This is a genomic window from Desulfomonilaceae bacterium, assembly GCA_041662605.1.
GTDB lineage: Bacteria > Desulfobacterota > Desulfomonilia > Desulfomonilales > Desulfomonilaceae > CAJBEZ01.
In genome coordinates this window covers 1-18,798 of sequence record JBAZSD010000030.1, presented here as the reverse complement: position 1 = coordinate 18,798, position 18,798 = coordinate 1, and the positions used below count along the sequence as shown (strand labels likewise).

At 48.6% G+C, this 18,798-nt stretch carries 18 protein-coding genes; 5 read left to right on the top strand and 13 right to left on the bottom strand.

The features are described 5' to 3' along the window. Nucleotides 1-62: 62 nt before the first annotated feature. Both WC647_17500 and WC647_17495 read right to left on the bottom strand, forming a co-directional pair. Complete coding sequence (locus WC647_17500; protein ID MFA6224100.1) at nt 63-1,697, bottom strand: TolC family protein; 1,635 nt, start codon at nt 1,695-1,697, stop codon at nt 63-65. Nucleotides 1,698-1,759: 62 nt separating this feature from the next. Then, entirely contained in the window at nt 1,760-2,992 is a 1,233-nt protein-coding gene (locus tag WC647_17495; protein ID MFA6224099.1) for a M20 family metallo-hydrolase, read from the bottom strand. A 125-nt stretch (nt 2,993-3,117) separates the two neighbouring features. Between WC647_17495 and WC647_17490 the strand changes: the two genes are divergently transcribed. Continuing rightward, on the top strand, nt 3,118-3,747 hold the full coding sequence (locus WC647_17490; protein MFA6224098.1) for a trimeric intracellular cation channel family protein: 630 nt from the start codon (nt 3,118-3,120) through the stop codon (nt 3,745-3,747). 96 nt (nt 3,748-3,843) lie between these two features. Here the strand turns inward: WC647_17490 and WC647_17485 are convergent, their stop codons facing one another. The 6 genes from WC647_17485 to WC647_17460 all read right to left on the bottom strand — a co-directional run bounded on the left by WC647_17485 (nt 3,844) and on the right by WC647_17460 (nt 8,486). Further along, the gene (locus tag WC647_17485) at nt 3,844-4,116 is read right to left on the bottom strand and encodes a type II toxin-antitoxin system RelE/ParE family toxin (GenBank protein ID MFA6224097.1); all 273 of its coding nucleotides are present in this window, start codon (nt 4,114-4,116) and stop codon (nt 3,844-3,846) included. Beyond that, nucleotides 4,113-4,367, bottom strand: a complete 255-nt coding sequence (locus tag WC647_17480) for a type II toxin-antitoxin system Phd/YefM family antitoxin (GenBank protein MFA6224096.1) — start codon at nt 4,365-4,367, stop codon at nt 4,113-4,115. The genes WC647_17485 and WC647_17480 overlap by 4 nt, the downstream gene beginning before the upstream one ends. Nucleotides 4,368-4,481: 114 nt before the next feature. After that, on the bottom strand, nt 4,482-5,381 hold the full coding sequence (gene rsmA / locus WC647_17475; protein MFA6224095.1) for a 16S rRNA (adenine(1518)-N(6)/adenine(1519)-N(6))-dimethyltransferase RsmA: 900 nt from the start codon (nt 5,379-5,381) through the stop codon (nt 4,482-4,484). Then, entirely contained in the window at nt 5,368-6,777 is a 1,410-nt protein-coding gene (mnmE, locus tag WC647_17470) for a tRNA uridine-5-carboxymethylaminomethyl(34) synthesis GTPase MnmE (protein ID MFA6224094.1), read from the bottom strand. The genes rsmA and mnmE overlap by 14 nt, the downstream gene beginning before the upstream one ends. An 84-nt stretch (nt 6,778-6,861) precedes the next feature. After that, complete coding sequence (locus tag WC647_17465) at nt 6,862-7,479, bottom strand: 50S ribosomal protein L25 (GenBank protein ID MFA6224093.1); 618 nt, start codon at nt 7,477-7,479, stop codon at nt 6,862-6,864. A gap of 62 nt (nt 7,480-7,541) precedes the next feature. After that, complete coding sequence (locus WC647_17460) at nt 7,542-8,486, bottom strand: ribose-phosphate pyrophosphokinase (GenBank protein MFA6224092.1); 945 nt, start codon at nt 8,484-8,486, stop codon at nt 7,542-7,544. A gap of 164 nt (nt 8,487-8,650) precedes the next feature. Here WC647_17460 and WC647_17455 point away from each other — a divergent pair, with 164 nt between their 5' ends. After that, on the top strand, nt 8,651-8,968 hold the full coding sequence (locus tag WC647_17455) for a hypothetical protein (GenBank protein ID MFA6224091.1): 318 nt from the start codon (nt 8,651-8,653) through the stop codon (nt 8,966-8,968). Between the two features lie 41 nt (nt 8,969-9,009). On the opposite strand, the gene WC647_17450 is transcribed toward WC647_17455, so the two are convergent. Together WC647_17450 and WC647_17445 are read right to left on the bottom strand one after the other, a co-directional pair. Then, the gene (locus WC647_17450) at nt 9,010-9,561 is read right to left on the bottom strand and encodes a hypothetical protein (protein ID MFA6224090.1); all 552 of its coding nucleotides are present in this window, start codon (nt 9,559-9,561) and stop codon (nt 9,010-9,012) included. 162 nt (nt 9,562-9,723) lie between these two features. Beyond that, entirely contained in the window at nt 9,724-10,626 is a 903-nt protein-coding gene (locus tag WC647_17445; protein MFA6224089.1) for a site-specific DNA-methyltransferase, read from the bottom strand. A 445-nt stretch (nt 10,627-11,071) separates the two neighbouring features. Here WC647_17445 and alaS point away from each other — a divergent pair, with 445 nt between their 5' ends. Then, nucleotides 11,072-13,705, top strand: a complete 2,634-nt coding sequence (alaS, locus tag WC647_17440; protein MFA6224088.1) for an alanine--tRNA ligase — start codon at nt 11,072-11,074, stop codon at nt 13,703-13,705. A 38-nt stretch (nt 13,706-13,743) separates the two neighbouring features. Beyond that, nucleotides 13,744-13,914, top strand: coding sequence for a hypothetical protein (locus WC647_17435; GenBank protein ID MFA6224087.1), 171 nt, complete (start codon nt 13,744-13,746; stop codon nt 13,912-13,914). An 8-nt stretch (nt 13,915-13,922) separates the two neighbouring features. Here WC647_17435 and WC647_17430 read toward each other — a convergent pair whose 3' ends face one another. Continuing rightward, nucleotides 13,923-15,611: a 4Fe-4S dicluster domain-containing protein gene (locus WC647_17430; GenBank protein MFA6224086.1), complete on the bottom strand. Its 1,689-nt coding sequence runs from the start codon at nt 15,609-15,611 to the stop codon at nt 13,923-13,925. Continuing rightward, nucleotides 15,608-16,543 (bottom strand): DUF362 domain-containing protein, encoded by a 936-nt coding sequence (locus WC647_17425; GenBank protein ID MFA6224085.1) that lies wholly within the window; start codon nt 16,541-16,543, stop codon nt 15,608-15,610. Before WC647_17425 ends, WC647_17430 begins: the two co-directional genes overlap by 4 nt. Nucleotides 16,544-16,783: 240 nt before the next feature. Between WC647_17425 and WC647_17420 the strand changes: the two genes are divergently transcribed. Next, nucleotides 16,784-17,461 carry a LemA family protein gene (locus WC647_17420; GenBank protein ID MFA6224084.1) on the top strand — a complete coding sequence of 226 codons (678 nt, stop codon included), beginning with the start codon at nt 16,784-16,786 and terminating at the stop codon, nt 17,459-17,461. 20 nt (nt 17,462-17,481) lie between these two features. Here the strand turns inward: WC647_17420 and WC647_17415 are convergent, their stop codons facing one another. Next, nucleotides 17,482-18,597, bottom strand: coding sequence for an SH3 domain-containing protein (locus tag WC647_17415; GenBank protein ID MFA6224083.1), 1,116 nt, complete (start codon nt 18,595-18,597; stop codon nt 17,482-17,484). Nucleotides 18,598-18,798: the final 201 nt, after the last annotated feature.

The following is an 18,798-nucleotide window of genomic DNA, read 5'->3' as shown; positions in this document are numbered from 1 at the left end:
TCATTTCGAGTGACGCGCGAAATCTATCCCTGCGATCGGATAAGATTTCTCGTCACATTGTATCAATGAGCGCCATGATTCCAGGGGACATCATGGACGTTCCCCTCCCCCAGGATTCCCATTTTCCGTTCAAGTGTCGCACGGTTTATCTTGAAGCCCATCAAAGATATGTAATAGTCGCCTTGGGAAAGTGACAACTGCCTTTGTGCGTCCAACACCTCGACGTATGTAGCCACCTGCTCTTTGTAACGTTCCTGGTTGATACGGAAGTTCTCGGTCCGGTACTCGACTGCGGCCTTATTATTCGCTATGTCGCTCTCTGACCGTTTCATGTCCTCGTATGCCTGCTTCACTTCGTTCATGATCGTTTCGACGAGCAGTTCTCGATTCACGAAGGCCCTGGCTTCGGTAGTTCTTTTCTCGGCTACAGTCGAACGCTTGCGGAACATGTCGAATGTCCAGGTCAAAAGACCCTGAATTTGCCAATCGTTTGTTCCTTCCGGATCAATAACATTCCAATCGTCATTATACCGTACACCTCGAGTCGCGACATCGATACTCGGCATGACATCAGCCTTGGCGGATTTTACAAGGGCCAGCGCCTGATCAACGGAAATATTGGCCTGTCGAATTTCCAGCCTGTTGGCGGCCGCGATTGCGTAAGCGTCAGGCAATCTGTATTCGCTCGGTCGATGCGACAAATCCATGACGACGTCGGTAGGAGTGTCCTGAGGATTCCTCAAGAAATAATTCAGGTTTGCCTGATTTTTGGCGATGTCGGCCAGGGCCTGGGTCCTCTGGATCAATGCCTGAGCCAACTGACCTTCAGTAGACAGCACGTCCACTTTTGGGACGACTCCAGCCTTATAGAATTCCATGGTCTGGTTGCGCAGAGCCTCAAGCGCTCGAATTGAGGAATTCGCTACCTCAAGCAGTTTCTCTGCCTGCATCATACCGTAATAGGCCTGGTATACATTAAGGATGAGGTCCTGTTTATTCACATCAAACTGGATTGCGGTGTAGTCGACCCCCAGCCTGGCGTACTTGTAGTCGCTAATCAGCTTGCCACCGCTGAATATCGGCTGCGTTATCGTGACCGAACCTGTGAACTGACGAAACGGGTCGATGCGGAAAGGATACAACGGAGGGCCGGGGAACAGGTCATCCCGTCGAACCACTTGCTGATACGAGGCATAGCGGGAATCCTGAGCTGACGTAAGAGCGGAAACAAAACTGCTGTTTCGGTATCTATCCCACGTACCGGAATACTGCAAAGTAATCGAAGGAAAGAAGTCCGAATACGCTTCACGGCGCTGATATTCCTTTTCTTCAACCGCAAGCCTGGAATCCGCCATTGTCAAGTTTCTGGTGATGGCAATAGAGACGGCCTGAGGTAGGCTGACTCTGAGGTTTGGGTCGACGTTCCTGTAATTCGGACCCGAGGCCCCGTCTGTTGGTCCCATGACATCGGAATCAGGTTTGTTTTGTAATGTCATTGACTTGGTATCGCTCGGAGGCGTCGGCGCCTTGGTGGCAGCCGGACGACCAGCGCCCTGGGAACTCTTCGAGTCGTACGCCAGGCCGTTCTTGACAGCCGCAAGTTTTTTAGCCGCCAGTGCGTCCATGGAACCCACTCCCCCGAAAACAAGCAGAGTGGCCACCATGAGAACCGGTGTAATTCGAGCTAGCCTGACCATACCTATTTCTCCTTCATCAACAAATCACGAAAATCCCGCTCAAGCGACCGGGACCACAATTGTCATTTCGAGTTGACCATCATACGACCGAAAACCTTGGCGTTTCCGACAAGATTTGAGATCAGAATCCTCTCGTTCGGCGCATGAGCCAATCCTTCAATTTTTTCCCATACAGCGGCTGCAAGCCCAGCCTTCCTGAAAAAAGTCGCAACCGTCTGTCCGCCTATTCCCTGCGGCCTTGGCTGTACTCCGTAGATTTCCTGGACCGCCTGCGCAAGTTCGATAACCACGGGGGAATCCTGCGGTGTGCCATGAGGAGACTCACTCCTCAGGCGCTCAGCTACTGCAACTTCAACCCCAAACCTATCCGCTACTTCCCCTGCTACGGCCAGCATCTCGCTGGACACATCACCAGGGTCGATACTAGGTAGGACTCTGCAATCAAAGAAGAAAACATCCTCACCTGGTATAGTGTTAATGTTTTGAACATTTGCGTCCTTACGAGTGGGTTCGAAGGTACTCTCCGGAGGGTTAAAAAAACTGTCACGCTGGTTGAAGCGATCGTGCAAAGCCTTGTCCAAATCCACTATCATATTGGCCGCAGCACGAAGAGTGTTCCTGCACTTGTCCGGACGACTAGCGTGTCCCTGCTTTCCCGTTATCTTGAACTGAACCTGAAAAAGGTGTTTTTCCGAAATTTCAATTACGTCACCGTCTTTAGAGCCCGCGTCCGGAACGAGTATCAGATCTCCCTGTCTGAAGAGGTCAGGCCGGTTCTTTAGAACATGGTCCAGTCCGTAATGGCTTCCCGATTCTTCGTCAGAAACAAGGGCAAGCCCAACATTCAGACTGAAGCTCCCAACCTCTTTAACCGCACGAGCGGCGAAAACGCTCGAAGCCAATGCCTGCCCGTTATCTTCTACGCCGCGTCCGTAAAGGTAGCCATCTTCAACATGTGGTTGAAACGGATCGTGATCCCACAGCCTGCGTTCTCCCACGGGCACAACATCAATATGGCTGAGAATCCATAGCGTTCTCGAAGTGTCTTTACCGTCGAAAATCGCCAGCAGATTGGGTCGAACTCCATCAGGAACTCGATCATCCGGCGCTGGAACCTCGATAATCCGGTCCGGACCTATCTTCAGGATCTCTTCCTTTATGACCAGGTATTTCGCCATTTCCCCTGTTCCACCGTTTTCCGGGCCAAGGGCGGGAATGGAGCATATCCGTGCAAGAAACTCGACGGACTGGTCTGTAAGTTCTTCGATACGTTGGGCGATCCTTTGAAAAGTCACAAAACCTCCAAAACTACTTTAACTATTATTAATATAAATTATATTGCTGTATTAGTATGTTATATTAATTTGCTATAATTAGTCAAGGAAAAATGATAAACAGTACATGAGGAGCGCCGCTTGAAATGGTCTACTATCTGAATATCCTCGGGACTGCGATTTTTGCGATTGGGGGCTCCCTAGCCGCCGCGCGTAAGGGAATGGATTTGTTCGGGGTTGTGGTAGCCGCTGTATTGACAGCCATAGGCGGCGGCACATTACGTGACCTTTGCCTTGGAGTCCATCCCGTCAACTGGGTAACTGACTCGACCGGACTTGTGATTGCGGGAGTCTGCGGCGTGTTGACATTCACCTACGTCAGTTTGCGCCAATTTAACAACATACCGTTCAAACATCTGAATGTAGCCGACGCGTTCGGACTCGCCCTGTTCACTGTGATCGGATGCGATACAGCCGTAAATCTTGGGTCAAATGCGCTTATTACGGTCACAATGGGGATGCTGACTGGATCGGGCGGCGGCATCATGCGCGATGTGTTTTCGGGGGAGATTCCCCTGTTCTTCCGTAAGGAAATCTATGCTACGGCGTGCCTTGTCGGTGGGGCAGCCTATTTAATTATACTTTCTCTGGACATGCCCGACGGCTGGGCAATGCTGGGAGGGGCCGCGGTGACACTTGGGATACGCCTCGCAGCTATCCATTGGCGCTTATCTTTGCCCAACCTGGCTCAATATGAGGAGAAGCTGAAAACGTGACTGGACAGAAATGACAGAAGGCATTCTCATGTGACGACTCTCCCAGAGCCGCCCCATGCATGACCTAAAAGGTCAATAGCACGCTATATAGTATTTCTACGTTTTGTTTAGCCCTCGATAAACATCTTTCCTGTGGCCTATTTTTGTGACCAGTATCAAGAGATCTTGGTCCTGGACTTTATAAATTATTCGATAGTCTCCAACCCTCAGGCGGTAAAATTGTTCCAGACCAATCAGCGCTTTCGCTCCATTCGGTCGAGGCTGAGTGGCCAGGGAAAGGATTTGGAAGTCAACCCGTTTCTGGTTGCGTTTGGGAAGGCGAATTAGTTCTTTGAGGGCGGAAGGAATGATTTGGATCCTGTAGTTCAATCAGCGCCAAATTCTTTTCTAGCTGTCTCATACGGGATTGGGATTTCATTGGGGTCCGACAATCTTCGAACAATCTCAACAGTGTCCAGAGTATCTTCAATTTCCTCAAGGAGTTTAAGGTCTTCGATCGGAACAAGGACCGCGACATCCTTGCCACGTCGATTAAGGACAATACGTTCTCGGCCAAAGGCTACCTGGTTTAACGTTTGAGCAAAGTCCTTCCTAACGTTCCCTGTTGTTAGTCGTTTCATATATCCATTCTTCCTCAGAGTACCATTTGTACGTTTGGTACAAATATAATTCATGTTGGACCATAGTTCAAGCAATCTCCCGCATCCCGGCATAGGAGCGAAAGAGCGGGCATGTCATTTCGAATAGCGCAGCGCCATCTCTGAAAAAGTGTTTGAGAACCTGACAAATTCCTCTGGAGAGAGCGTTTCAGCCCGCCGGCCCAAATCAACGCCAGAGACGCCCGCAGCCTCGATAATCCGGTCGAAAGGCAAGCCGTGCGCTACTAACGACTTCAGTGAATTCCGGAGTGTCTTACGTCTTGATGAAAAGGCGGCTTTTACCAGGATGGTAAAGAATTTGTGATCAGTTATGTTGTGCGGAGGAGTGTCCGGGAACACGATGCGAATCATGGTGGAAGTGACAGCGGGCCGCGGATAAAAAGCTTCCGGGGGGACATCGAAAAGGGATTGAGAATAAGCCGTCGCGGCCAGGAGAACCGTCAGCGCCCCATAATCCCGCGTACCCGGGTCAGCCACCAGCCGCTCAGCTACTTCTCTCTGCAGCATCACCACCGCAAAATCGAAAATGTCATGGTTTTCCTGAAAGGTAAATATTATGCGGCTGGATAAACTGTACGGGAGATTTGCCACTACTTTCAGCTTGCCGACATCTGCGGCCAAAGATCGAAAATCAAACCGTAGAACGTCCTGGTGGATCAATTTCACGTTGGGAAAACTTGAAAGATTCAACTCAAGCTCCCTGAAAAAACCAGCGTCCACTTCTATTGCCCATACCGTCACATTTAATCGGGCCAGCTCTTTGGTCAAAGCGCCTAGCCCGGCGCCGATTTCTATTATATGATCACCTTCCCGGAGGTCAGCGACGTCCACGATCATGTCGAGATACGAGGGATCAACAAGCAGGTTCTGGCCAAGCCACTTTTTCGGCGCAAGCCCCTTTGCCCTGAAGATCGCCTTAGGATGAATCTTGTTTCTGATCATAGCCATGGAATAGCCATTCTTACTTTCCCACACAAAATCGCTCAAAGATCCGATCAAGCACGGCTTCGTCCACACATTCTCCGGTGATTTCCCTTAGATCCCTTAATATTCCGGCCAATTCGAGGGACAGGATCTCAGGGACTGGACTGTTTCCGCTCGAAAGAGATTCCAAGACCGGGTCGATCTTGCGCAAGGCTGAATCAACGAGCAGCAGGCTTCTCTGGTTCAGTCGCAGAGCAGTTGAATGTCCGGATGAAGACATAATCTCAGTCGCTCGTTCATGAAGAACTTTCTTAAGGTTCTCAATGCCCCTCCCGGTTTTTGCGCTTATTTTTAACGGCGCGGGCCAAGAATGGGGAAGGCGGTCCAAATCAATCAGAACATTAGGTAAATCGGTCTTGTTGAGAACAAGTATCCTCGGAGAGTCCTTGCAGGATTCAAAAACCGAAAGGTCATCCTTATCGATTGCCGCGCCCGCGTCAATGACCATCAGGAGAATATCCGCCTTTTCCATCCAGGACAGAGCGCGGCGTATTCCTTCACTCTCAATCGGATCAGGATTGTCCCTTAGACCGGCTGTGTCGCAGATCTCAAACAGCAAGCCGTCTATGATGATGTTTTCCGACACTGCGTCTCTGGTAGTGCCTGGAAACGGCGTCGCTATCATTCTGTCTTCGTTAATAAGCGAGTTGAAGAGTGTAGATTTACCTACATTTGGCTTACCGACAATCGCCACCCTTATTCCCTCACTCCTCCGTCTACCAGCGACGCCTGATTCTATGAGCCGAAGCATCTTATCTCTGACCCTTTTAAGGACAGGCCCAGGCGTAGGAAACTCAAACTCGACATCCTCGGCAAAATCAATGCCCGCTTCTATCTCAGCGACTAGATCCGTAAGGTCTACGATAATCTCGAGAATTTCCGCCGAGAGTTTCCTGTCCAGTCGCCCCCTGGCCTCTTCCACTGACGATGGGTTCGACGCCATGATCAAATCTATCACAGCCTCAGCCTGGACCAGATCAAGCTTGCCGTTAAGAAACGCCCGGCGGGTAAATTCTCCCCGGCCGGCAAGTCTCGCTCCACAACGGAGAATAGTTGTAAGCGCTTCGTTCATGATCACGGGACCGCCATGAAGACTAATCTCAACAGTATCTTCCCCAGTATAGGAGTTCGGACCTCTCATTACTGTTGCAAGGCCATCGTCAATAGTGAGGGAATTGGCCAAATCAGTTTTGTAGGAGACGAGTCTGCCGTAAACTGCCTTGCGCTCCGGAAATACCGTATCGACAGGATTCAGGGGCACAAAGATGTCAGATATGATTCGGACCGCGTCAGGACCGCTTAGCCTTATCACCCCTATGCCGGAATACCCCGGCGGGGTCGCTGACGCTGCTATAGTGTCGGATTCATATTGAAAAGAGTCAGTCATGGATACCAGGAACAAAAAACCCGTGAGTTTCGGGCAAAAACCTCGAAAGCCACGGGCGGAAGACTTCTATGACGTAAAGTAAATCTATTTCGCAGGTTCTTCGGCGGCTTCGGCTTCGGCTTCGCCCGCCTCTTCCTTCTTCGGAACAGCCACTGTCGCCAAAGCGATTCCCAGATCCATTGCAGGAATTACACCTGTGGGCAACGTTATTTCGCCCACGTGAATCGAGTGGCCTCTTTCCAGGTTTGAAACATCCACGACTATCTGATCAGGAATGTCAGCGGGAAGGCACGACACTTTAATTTCCTTGGCCGCTGTCTGGAACAACCCGCCCTTTTCAACACCAACAGGCTTGCCCTGGAATTCCAAAGGCACCTCGACTTCAATGGGCTCATCCATAAAAATCTGCAGAAAATCCAGATGCACTATGGAGCCATCAACCGGACGAATTTGATGCTCTTTGAGCAAAGCCAGCATCGTCAATTCGTTCCCGCCTTCAGAGGCTATCCGCAAATCGAAAAGTGGGTTGCTTCCGGCTTTTTCTACAGCCTTACGAAAATCATGAATGTGTATCGACAGACTCATTGGTTCAATCTTTTTGCCATAAAAAACCGCAGGCGCCTTACCCTGGGCCCTTAGTCTTCTTGCCGGTCCCTTGCCGGTTCCGAAACGCTGTTCAGCGTTGAGAGTGACTTTGTTCACAGTTCCTCCGTTTGGGGATTGCGAGAGCTGTTGAGAGAATTCAACGTCCCGATCCCGCTCGATTAAACAAATAATTCAGAGACGGAAACTTCCCGATGTATCCGACCTATCGCCTCTCCAAGAAGTGGAGCGACTGATTGCACTTTTAGTTTTGGACATCTCTCCAGCTTATCATTTGCCGGAATAGTGTCTGTAATGTACAGATTCTCTATGGGAGAATCATTGATTCGTTGAATAGCCTCGCCTGACAACACAGAATGCGTGCAGCACGCTTCAATCTTACGCGCTCCGACGTTTCCCAGCGCAACTGCGGCTTTGACAAGAGTTCCGGCTGTGTCGACCATGTCGTCCAAAAGGACAACATCCTTCCCTACAACATCGCCAATTACGTTCATTACCACCGATTCGTTGGGTTTGGATCGGCGTTTGTCGATAATGGCCAGATTGGCTCCAAGCCTCTTCGCAAAGGCTCTGGCTCTCTCGACCCCGCCGGCGTCGGGGGAAACCACCACACATTCACCACCATTATGATCGAACTTGATTGTGTCCGCCATAATAGGTCCGGCGTATAAATGGTCCACCGGGATGTCAAAAAATCCCTGTATCTGCCCAGCGTGCAAATCCAGCGTGAGCACGCGGTCCGCTCCTGCGGCGGTGATGATATCTGCAACGAGTTTGGCTGTTATGGGCGCTCTGGACGCGACCTTACGATCCTGCCTGGCATATCCGTAATAGGGCATTACCGCAGTGACGCGACTGGCGGAGGCTCTCTTCAGGGCGTCGATCATAACGAGTAGTTCCATTATGTTATCATTTACGGGACTACATGTTGACTGAACGACAAAAACGTCCATGCCGCGGACGTTTTCTCTGAATTCAACCTGGGTTTCACCATCGCTGAAGTGTCCTACGGTAGCGTCTCCGATCGGTATCCCCATATATTTGGTAATACTCTCGGCCAGCGCAGGATTGGAATTTCCACTGAATATTTTTAGCCCGACTCTCATCGAAGGGTCCTTTTAGAAGATAGGCTGCGATGTAAAAAAAATTATATTACGATTACCGTCGTGTCATGTCAACAGGAATCAGGCTAAAACATGCGACAATTGAAATAGCTGACTGTTATTGATATACTCAAAATTCCCAAAAAAAATATGCGGAGGATGTCCAAATGAAAACACTGGTGGTGTTTTTGTCGCTGACTTTTTTTCTAATTGCGGGCGCAAGCCTTTCACTGGCCGCTGCCGACGCTCCGAACACCGACAAACCTGCAAAAGCAGTTGTTAATTATAATCCCAAATATAAGTGTGTCATGGTGTGCAAAGGCGAAAAACCAGCTCTTGAAGTTCTAGAAGATGGACTCGCCTATGCGCTGGATGTGCCTTTGGCCCTCTTGAGCCCCATAACCTGCCCAATCGTTACTCCGCTCATGGACAGGCTTGATTCTGATCCGGACAGATACTATGACGGAAAGCGATTCAAACGATAATCGAGACCATGCGGCGTCAATCAGGATATCATCTGGGGCGCTCATTTCAGGACAAAGCACTTTTCATCTCCAACCTCACCTTTGAGGTGGAATTCAATCTGCTTTTGAGGGATCTCCTTCAGGTGGTAAACGATCTCCCATTCCTGTGACTTCTTGTTCCAGGAATACTGGTCAAGCGAAACCTTTTTTCCCTTCTGCAGGTAGAGCATGAGGTACCATCCGCCATAAAGCTTGGAATAGCAGATTTTGACATGCTTCACGTTCTTCATGTGACCTGCGAAATCAAGGGCCGCTTTACTGACTTGTTCCTTTTCACCCTGGTCGACCAGTGATTCTGCGGACCCCTTTTGCTCTCCTCCCGCCGGAGGGGTGTACTGAGGGGGAGGCGGAGTGGCCAGTAGTTTTTTCAGTTCTTCATCTGAGCCCTTTTTGGGGCTTTCGGCTTGCCCCGCATTCTCCGTCGAGGCTTTTACCGGTTGTTTACCTGCTTCTTCATTCGGCTGCTTCGCGCTCTTTAGAGCGGAAACACAACCGACAACGACTACGGTCCCCGCTACTGCAAGAAAAAAGAGCATGCCTCGGAAAGATTTCATTTATTATTCCATTTATATAATTTAGGAAAAAAGTAATGTAAATATATCATGTTGAACCTGGTTTTTCAACTTAATCAATATCCGGAAATTTCTTTTTCCCTGGTCTTTGGCAGTAAGAAATACTGATGAGTAGTCGGTGGAATTGATTTTTCGGGCTGGATTTTATGCGACGGATCGACTGTTTTGTTTCGGAATTTCTGACACGAGCCGCTCAAGTCTCTGATGACTAAGGTCAATGTACTCCGGGTTAATTTCATAACCAACAAAATGTCTTCCAAGTTTTTTGGCGGCCACTGCGGAGGACCCACTTCCCATGAACGGGTCAAGCACCACATCGCCTTCGAAGCTGTAAAGATTGATCAAACGCTCGGCCAAACCCAGGGGAAACGGAGCTGGGTGCCCTACTCTCCTGGCTGATTCAGACTGGATTTCCCAAACACTTGTGGTGGCACGCATAAATTCTTCACGACTGATTGTCGATTTTCCCTTATTCGGCCTGTCGAAACGATCTTTAGAAAATATCAGCACGTACTCATGCAGATCTCTTAGAGTAGGGTTGCCTGCCGACATCCATGATCCCCATGCGCACGAACCGCTGGATCCTTTTCCCTTCACCCAGATTATTTCACCCCTCATCAGCAGACCGAGACGGGAAGCAATCACTGCTACAAATGAGTTCAAAGGTATATAGGGCTTGCGTCCAACATTGGCGACATTGAATGCGATGCGCCCCCCCGGCATGAGCGTCCTTTTAGTTTCTCCCAGCACTTTTTCCAGAAGATTCAGATATTCTTCAAGGGTAAGGTCTACATCGTAATCCTTACCTACATTGTACGGTGGGGACGTGACCATCAAAGCGACAGAATTGTCAGGCAGTTCATGCATGTTCTCGGAAGAATGGGAGAAAATCCGATCCAATACTTCTGCAGGCGCAGATCCCTCAATTCCCCTTTCTTCCTCTACACTAGATGAAGAAAATAGCTTACGGCCATAAAATGACGATGAATCGTGATTCTCGCGTTTACCTACCCCAAAGGCCTTAGTAGTTGTTCTGTGTTTCTGCACTTTATCTCTGGGAATCCATGCTTTAGTGGCGTGGCTCAGTGGCCGACAGGAGTGACAAGTAATATATCACCATTTACATGTCAACTTTTTTCTTTTATTTCGTATGAATAAATAGTTTACTTAATAAATTGACTTATTTAATATCCATGTAATATGCTTTAAAATTGATATAACATACCAATCTAACAACTATAAGTTCTCAGAAGTTGGTTCAGGACCAATCGCAGATCCAGATCCCGCTTTCATAGTCCCTCGCAAGGGATTCAATTTTCAGCCCTTCTAAACGGAGCGGGAATAGCAACACTCAAGAAAATCCCTTCCATTCGGTTTGACAACGTTACGCTTTGTTGCCAGATACTCACAAAGTGTGATAATTCTTTAAAAATGGCGGAGTTCGAGCCTGAGCCAAGCGACTATGAGTCTCACATAAAGGCTGGGAGGTTTTATGACCGGCGCTGAGTTGCGTGAAGAGTTTCTAAAATATTTTGAAGCCCAAGGACACACAAGAGTGGGAAGTTCATCGCTGATTCCCAGTGGAGACGCCACTCTACTTTTTACAAACGCTGGAATGGTTCAATTTAAGGGCGTTTTCACGGGCAAGGAACATAGACGGTATAAAAGAGCGGTCACGGCTCAGAAGTGTCTGCGAGTGAGCGGAAAGCATAACGACCTGGAGAATGTGGGCCAAACGGCGAGGCATCACACGTTTTTTGAAATGCTTGGGAACTTTTCATTTGGAGATTATTTCAAAGAGGACGCCATAGCTTTCGCTTGGGAATTCCTTACAAAGAAGCTTTCTCTTCCCAAAGATCGCCTACATGTTACGATTTATCTGGATGACGATTCTGCTAACGGCATTTGGAAAAAGGTTTTAGGAAACGGCGCCAACCCGATTATCCGTCTGGGTGACAAGGACAATTTTTGGAGTATGGGAGATACCGGTCCGTGTGGTCCATGTTCTGAAATACATATAGATCAGGGAGAGAGACTTGGTTGCGGCTCCCCAGATTGCGGCCCTGATTGTGATTGTGATAGATTCCTCGAACTCTGGAACCTGGTTTTCATGCAATACAATCGAGACGCTTCCGGTCGGCTTGAGCCGTTGCCTCGTCCTTCAATTGACACCGGACTCGGGCTGGAGAGGCTTGCCGCCGTAATCCAGGGTAAGGACAGCAACTGGGACTCAGATATATTCGAGCCTATAATTCGTAAAATAGAAAAACTATCAGGGAAATGCCGTGATTCAGGCCCAAATGAAACGGTCGCCATCAGGGTAATTGCGGATCACAGTAGAGCCGCCGCTTTCCTGATCGCGGACGGAGTACTGCCTTCTAACGAAGGCAGAGGCTATGTCTTGAGAAGGATAATGCGACGGGCCTTGCGTTACGGCAAACGATTGGGACTTGATGAGCCTTTTCTGTACAGCACGGCCTCGGTTGTAGTTGAGACCATGGCCACCGTCTACCCGGAACTCGGAACCAGACGAGCTTTAATAGATGAAGTCATCAAAAATGAAGAGGAACGTTTTCTTCAGACTCTGACACGCGGATTGGCGCTTTTTGATGAAGAAATAACCCGTCTCGGCAATTCCGGGAGTTTAGAGGTTCCTGGAACTGTTGCTTTTCGACTCTATGACACATTTGGTTTCCCCCGAGACCTGACTGAGGACCTTGCCAGAGAGGCTGGAATGGTCGTCGACCATCACGGGTTTGAGACAGAGATGGCCAAACAAAAAGAGATGGCCCGTCAGGCCTGGGAAGGAAACGGAAGTATAGAAACAACGGTCCCCTGGGACGCTGTCAGAGACCTTGGGGCCGTAGAATTTACCGGTTATGAGAGACTTGAAGACACTGGGGCAATTACGGCAATTTTAAAAGACGGCAAAAGAATCGACAAAACTGCGTCTGGCGATATTGTCTCGATCATTACAGACAGGACCCCATTCTATGGTGAATCCGGAGGACAGGTTGGGGACCATGGAGTTATAGCCAAAGACGGAGCGGAACTGGAAGTTCAGGACACTACCAGGCTCGGATCAACACTGATAGTTCACAAGGGAATCGTGAAATCAGGTTCCTTCGCAATAGGAGATGTGGTTTCGCTAGAGGTCGAAACAGGGATAAGAAGGTCAATCATGGCCAATCATTCCGCCACCCACCTCCTCCAGTGGGCTTTAAGAGAAGTTTTAGGACCACACGTCAACCAGAGAGGATCTCTCGTTGAACCCACCAGACTCCGTTTCGATTTCACTCACTTTTCCTCCATAACAGACAAGGAACTGGAGCGAGTTGAAAACCTTGTGAATGAAAGGATCCTTGAAGACATCGATGTCGCAGTCCTGGAGATGCCCGTCGAAAAGGCTGTAGAGATGGGAGCGACTGCTTTGTTTGGAGAGAAATATGGAACTGATGTAAGGGTTGTCTCAGTGGGCGAATTCAGCAAAGAGTTATGCGGTGGGACTCACGCGTCTCGGACTGGAGAGATTGGTCTATTTAAGATCACTTCCGAGGGAGGTATTGCTTCAGGAGTGCGTAGAGTCGAAGCTGTGACTGGAATGGGCGTGATATCATACCTGCGCAAAGTGGAAAATGAATTGAACCAGGTCGGTAGTCGGCTTCGCGCCGCAAAAGGCGAGGTGGCCCAAAAACTGGACAAGCTGATTGAGGAAAAGAAGGCAAAAGATCGAGAGATATTGGATATCAAGCAAAAGTTCGCTCGTCGGGAAGGATCTGATATTCTAGAAGGTTTGAAGGAAATTAATGGTGTCAAGGTACTCACGCACATTGTCGAGGATATCCACAATCCGAAAGAATTGCGAGAATATGCGGACAGAATAAAGGACAAACTCAAATCGGGTGTTGCTTTGTTAGGGGCGAAAGCTGAGGGCAAAGCTTTTCTGTTGGCGCTGGTAACCAAGGATCTTACGGACAGGTTCCACGCAGGGAACATTGTTAAGAGGGCCGCCGAATCTATAGGAGGCTCGGGAGGAGGACGTCCCGATATGGCTCAAGCAGGCGTCTCGGATGTGGAATCGTTGGACGAAGCCATCAATTCAGCGGAGAAATTTATTTTCCCTTGAGTAATGTGAATTAGAGAATAGTTCGGGGAGATCAATAGATGGACATAAATGAGAGTAACGAGGTGTACGGTAGAATCACGAGGGTAATCAACGAACTGAAGATGGCCAGACAATCTGTAACGATTTTTAAAGTAGTTGAATTGACCGGAATTGATCAATTTGTGGTGTTTCGATATTTTTATGAGAAGGGTTTATTACGCGGCAAATGACGAATATGTCACTCATCCAGGACACCTGGCGGGAGCTTGTCCTTATTGGAGGTGGGGACTCCGTTTTCAGACGTTGAGTCTTCCTCAATCCCGGATGATTCAAATGTGTCAGGAGCAAGCTTGTCAAAATTCTTGTCCGCAACCTTGAACTCCAATCCATATTCTTTAGCTTTGGCAATATAGGAACCTGATTCGAGTCTCACCTCTCCTGCAACCGAGACCCTAACAGCCGCCGCCCCTTCGACGGGACACTTATTTTCACACCACCCACATCCTGCGCATCGATTCGCGTGTACAACAGGCACGCCATTCTTCCGTCCTTGAGCAGGTTGAAAAGAAATCGCGTGGTAAGGACAAACCTCGCCACACACCAGACATTTCTTGTCCTGATTCCAGACGAGACAGTTTTGCCTGTCAATCCAAGCTGTTCCAATTTTTGCCTGAATCTTTTCCTCCACGGGCAGCTTTCGGATCGCTCCTGTTGGGCAAACAGAACCGCAAACTGCGCAGTTGACAGCGCAAGCGGCCAACCTTGGAACAAGCGTTGGGCTGAACAAGCCCTCCAGTCCAGCTTTGAGCCATACAGGCTGTAAAGTGTTTGTAGCGCAGGCCTTCATACATAGTCCGCACCTCACGCACAGCTTTAGAAATTCAGGTTCCGGCATCGCTCCTGGAGGACGAATCAAATCAGCCGGGGTAACAGCCCTTTCCTGTCCCAATAAACGAGGCTGATTCCATCCGGTTCTAGTCAGGGCTGCCAGTGTTAGTCCAGAAAACGCCGATAGTAATATGCCTCTCCGGGTAATATTCGGAGTAGTCGAGACAGTGGCCGTAGAATCTCGACCGGGGATAAAGGAAATTGCGCTCTCGGGACATACTTCCTTACAACGGCGGCAAACCAGGCATTCCTGGAAGCTCGTCCTATGCGGATCTTCTCCGATCGCTGTTGTGGGACAATTTCTTACACATAGCCCACACTGAGTGCACGAAGAGTTGACACTCCTACGAATAAGGGGTCTCCTCGACAGTATCGCCAGCATCGCCCCCGCCGGGCACAAGAATGAACACCAGAACCTGGGAGAGATTATGGCCAGCGCTGAAACAAAGAATATAAATCCGGCGATGAAATAATTGGCATTGGAAACTCTGCGTGAAATCTGAACGTAGGCAAGATCCGGGAAGAATTTATAAAGGGGGGAAGCTAGATCCAGCCCTACGTCGGCAATTGACAGGAAAATCGGATACGCCACTTGCCCCCAAAACCGGGTAACTAAAGAAATCGGGGCCACAAGAAAAGCGAGAGACACCCCTCCTACGGCCGCCGCCAGCGTTATTAGCAGTATGTAATATTTGATTGAGCGATATTGGGACCTAGAATCATATCCAGACCGAGGAGACCTTAGTCTTGACTTGGGATAGATAGCTCCTTGAATCCCATCGATCGTTGTCCCCATGGGACACACGTACCCACAGAACCCCCGCCCAACTACCAGAGCGCTCAACAATACCAGCAATGACAAAAGAAAACCTACCTGGACGTGACGTGACGTTATGAGGGTGACGCCTGCGATCAAGGGGTCCAGCTTGAGAAACGTGTCCAGAGGTAGATCAAGAGTTTCGGGATACGCCGCCCAGATTATGAAAAACAAAAAAACCGCTAAGCTGATTAGCTGTATTAATCTCTGAAGTCGAATCAAACGCTGATCTTCTTTATGTTCAAATTCTCAAGATCTATTCTTCCAAGTCCGCGTTCAGCCGCAATTCGGATGTGTTTAATTTGTTTGGGTTGAATTTTCTTCCCATACCATTTTCCCAAGGCCGTCATCTGGGCGTCCGCAGCCACCATGTCCGTTGAGGCTATCACAAGATCCATTGGAATAACTACTCCCGGCCCCCCAGGTCCACCGGTGCTCAGAATTCTTGTCCCGTCCATGACTACCAAATGAGGTTTTAAAACGGTCACCATGTCGACGATAGACTCATGGAGATCATACCGATTATGAAATGAGATCCGATCATAGATCAGACCCATCATGCCCTTCATTGACATGCTTACACCGGACGATCCGTGCGATTTTCCTACGGGAACCGCTATCAGCGTGTCAGCGTCAAGGGCGTCGGACAGTACTTTCATTTTTTTGAACTGAGTTCCCCGATCAACGGCAACATCCCTGAAAAGACGCTCATTCTTCACATAATTGACGTGTGTGTTCGGCACTTCTTTGCAGAATTCCGGAATCTTGGACAGTTTCATACAATCTGAGGGATTGTTCAAAACATTGTCAACAATCGAGATCCGGGACGCCCCCGCGTCTGCGCACAATCTGGCGACTTCTCTTACTACCAGCGGGTTAGTGTTGGCTCCCGATTCAGGCCCACGCGCAAAGCTCATGTTCGGTTTTATCAGAACCTTTGCCCCTGGTTTCACAAATCGCTTAATTCCCCCCAAGGCGTCAATCGCCTGCCTCGTGATAATAGCTGGGTCCTTGCCGTTACAAATGGTGAGATCCGGGTATTCGTCCGCAAGAGATTCAGAGGGTTCTATGATTCCAAGAGAAACTCCGGCTATAGCCGCAGACGCTACTAAACCGTTTCTTAAAAATTCCCGACGATTATTGTAACGTGACATTATACACCTCGTAAGTCTTCAAAAAGTCCAACGTTGCAAGATTATCATGATTCATGACTTGAGCAAAGTCAACGTGAACGGCCACTGGGATCAACAGATGATCACAATCGTAAAATATGTCTGGCGCAATAAGAATTTAGTTGACACGCTGCTTGAGTAACAATACAAGTTCGGTCTTGGAAATAAGAAAGGTTATTTGTTTCTGACTTCAACTGTTTGTTAATACACTTGGAAAGTTACATGGCGCTGAACCACAATTTTTCCAGTTACCATCAAAAGCCTATCATGGTTCTCCGATCTATGGATTCCGAAGGGGTTGATGATGGCCTGATATGTTTTTCAAAACATCATTCAAAAACTATTTCGCGGTTCATTGAGTTTTCCTGCGCGGTATTGGTCGCATTTATGACACTCTCAATTATTTCTTTTATTTCGCTTAGACCTGCCTTAAAGGAGATTAGAGGCGAAGCGAGAGTCCAATGGGACGGGATGGTTAACCTGGCCAGAGAGCGAAATGATTTAATTCAGGGCGTAGTGCAAGTCCTCAGGGGATTTGGAGTTATACAGAACAAATGGGGTGAAAAAATACTCGAGGAACGGTCGATACTCCTTAGAGCAGCCGACCCTGACGCTATAATATCCAGCATTGATGAAACTGACCAGAGACTGGCCAAGCTTGCTCAACTCGCCGATTCTTCCGCAGAACTGAGGGCCCATCCAACATTTATCGGAAACTGGGCCCGTATAGACGCCATAAATCATGACCTCAAATTGAAACGGATGAATTACAACGAAAAGGCCAAAATGTACAATAGCCTATTGACCCCATTCCCCCAAAACATGCTGGCTGCAATATTTGGATTTGTTCCCCTAAATAAGTTTCCATTCACACATGCTGATCGTCGTGGAAACGCTTGATTCAAATCGCTAAATCCCCGTCAATGTAGATCGATCGTGCTGGGGACCTCCTCTTCGCTGACTTTCTTAACCGTCCCTTTATTGAAAACAAAATTTGCCAATACAAGTTTGTCCGATTTTGTCGGATGCAGAAAGCGAACACTAAATCCAGGTTTCCCCTCGAAATGATAATCGGTGATTGGGAGAACTCCGGTGGTCCGCAACTGCCAAGTAATGATTCTTCTCTTGAGCTTTGAAGACCAGCTCACGAGGTACAATCGGGTGTAGTCACATCCAGGGTCTTTACCAATCGGGGCATAAGCAACAATATAGTTACTTTTGGCCCCAATGTCCGGGTCATCTGTCACATTAACCGTACGCCAGGCCACCATACGCATGAATGGGACGATTTTTGCTATATCTTCTGGAGGCGTAAGCTTCATGTTGTGCGTAAATATGTAGCCGACCCTCCCGTCTTCTATTTTGACTTTGTACCAGACGTCCTTGCGAACGTCATCAGTTCCGGCTCCTTCCTCGGGAATCGGCGGCTCATCGGCGGGAGTAACGCCATTATCTGATTGCTTGTTCCGAGTAGCCCCTTTTTCTGAATACGGACTTCTGACCGTTACGACCCGTTCGAAGACTTCAAGTTTTTTCCCAGGGGGTAGCACTTCTATAATTTCATGCTGACGCCCTGGGCTTAGTCTGAAATTGGCTTTACTTTTGGTCACTGCTTCAGCCTGAGAAGGCATACCCTCTATTGATTTTCTCAACTGCTGGGTCTTGGCGATTATGTCCTCGCCCCCTATTGCTTTTTGTTCAACATAGCCTTCCCTCCCATCCCTTGTCCTCACCTTAAACATTTCTCCGACCTTGTCCAACAAACTCAGAGGGGTTTCGGCCGGCAATTTCCTAAGGATTTCAGAATTGAGGTTGGCAGTCTGGTATAGTGACGTAGGTCGAAGGGTTATGCCATCTCGAGGAGTGAACTGCGTTTTTTTCTTGAGCAATTGGGACTGGATTTTGAGGATAATTTCTCTTTTGACAGTCTCAACTTCCTGGCATCCAATAGCCATGGAGCATATAAACGAAACCAATACTAAAAACAGAAGTTTATTCTTCTGGAATCTGTTGGAGTCAGTCTTGAATGGTTCCATTAATCGAAACCCTCTTTCGGAATGATTCGAATTCTTATATTTCCAAATCGTCGAACAATCAATAAAATGCCTAGTCCAAAATCCACCACGCGATTTTGGCGGGGAGTGATTCTCGGCTTTTTCACGACCGTTGGAGGGCTAGCCTTGGTTTTTCGTCGGGTCGACAGACCCAAGACTCAACTTTTTAAGGGTCTGTATCCT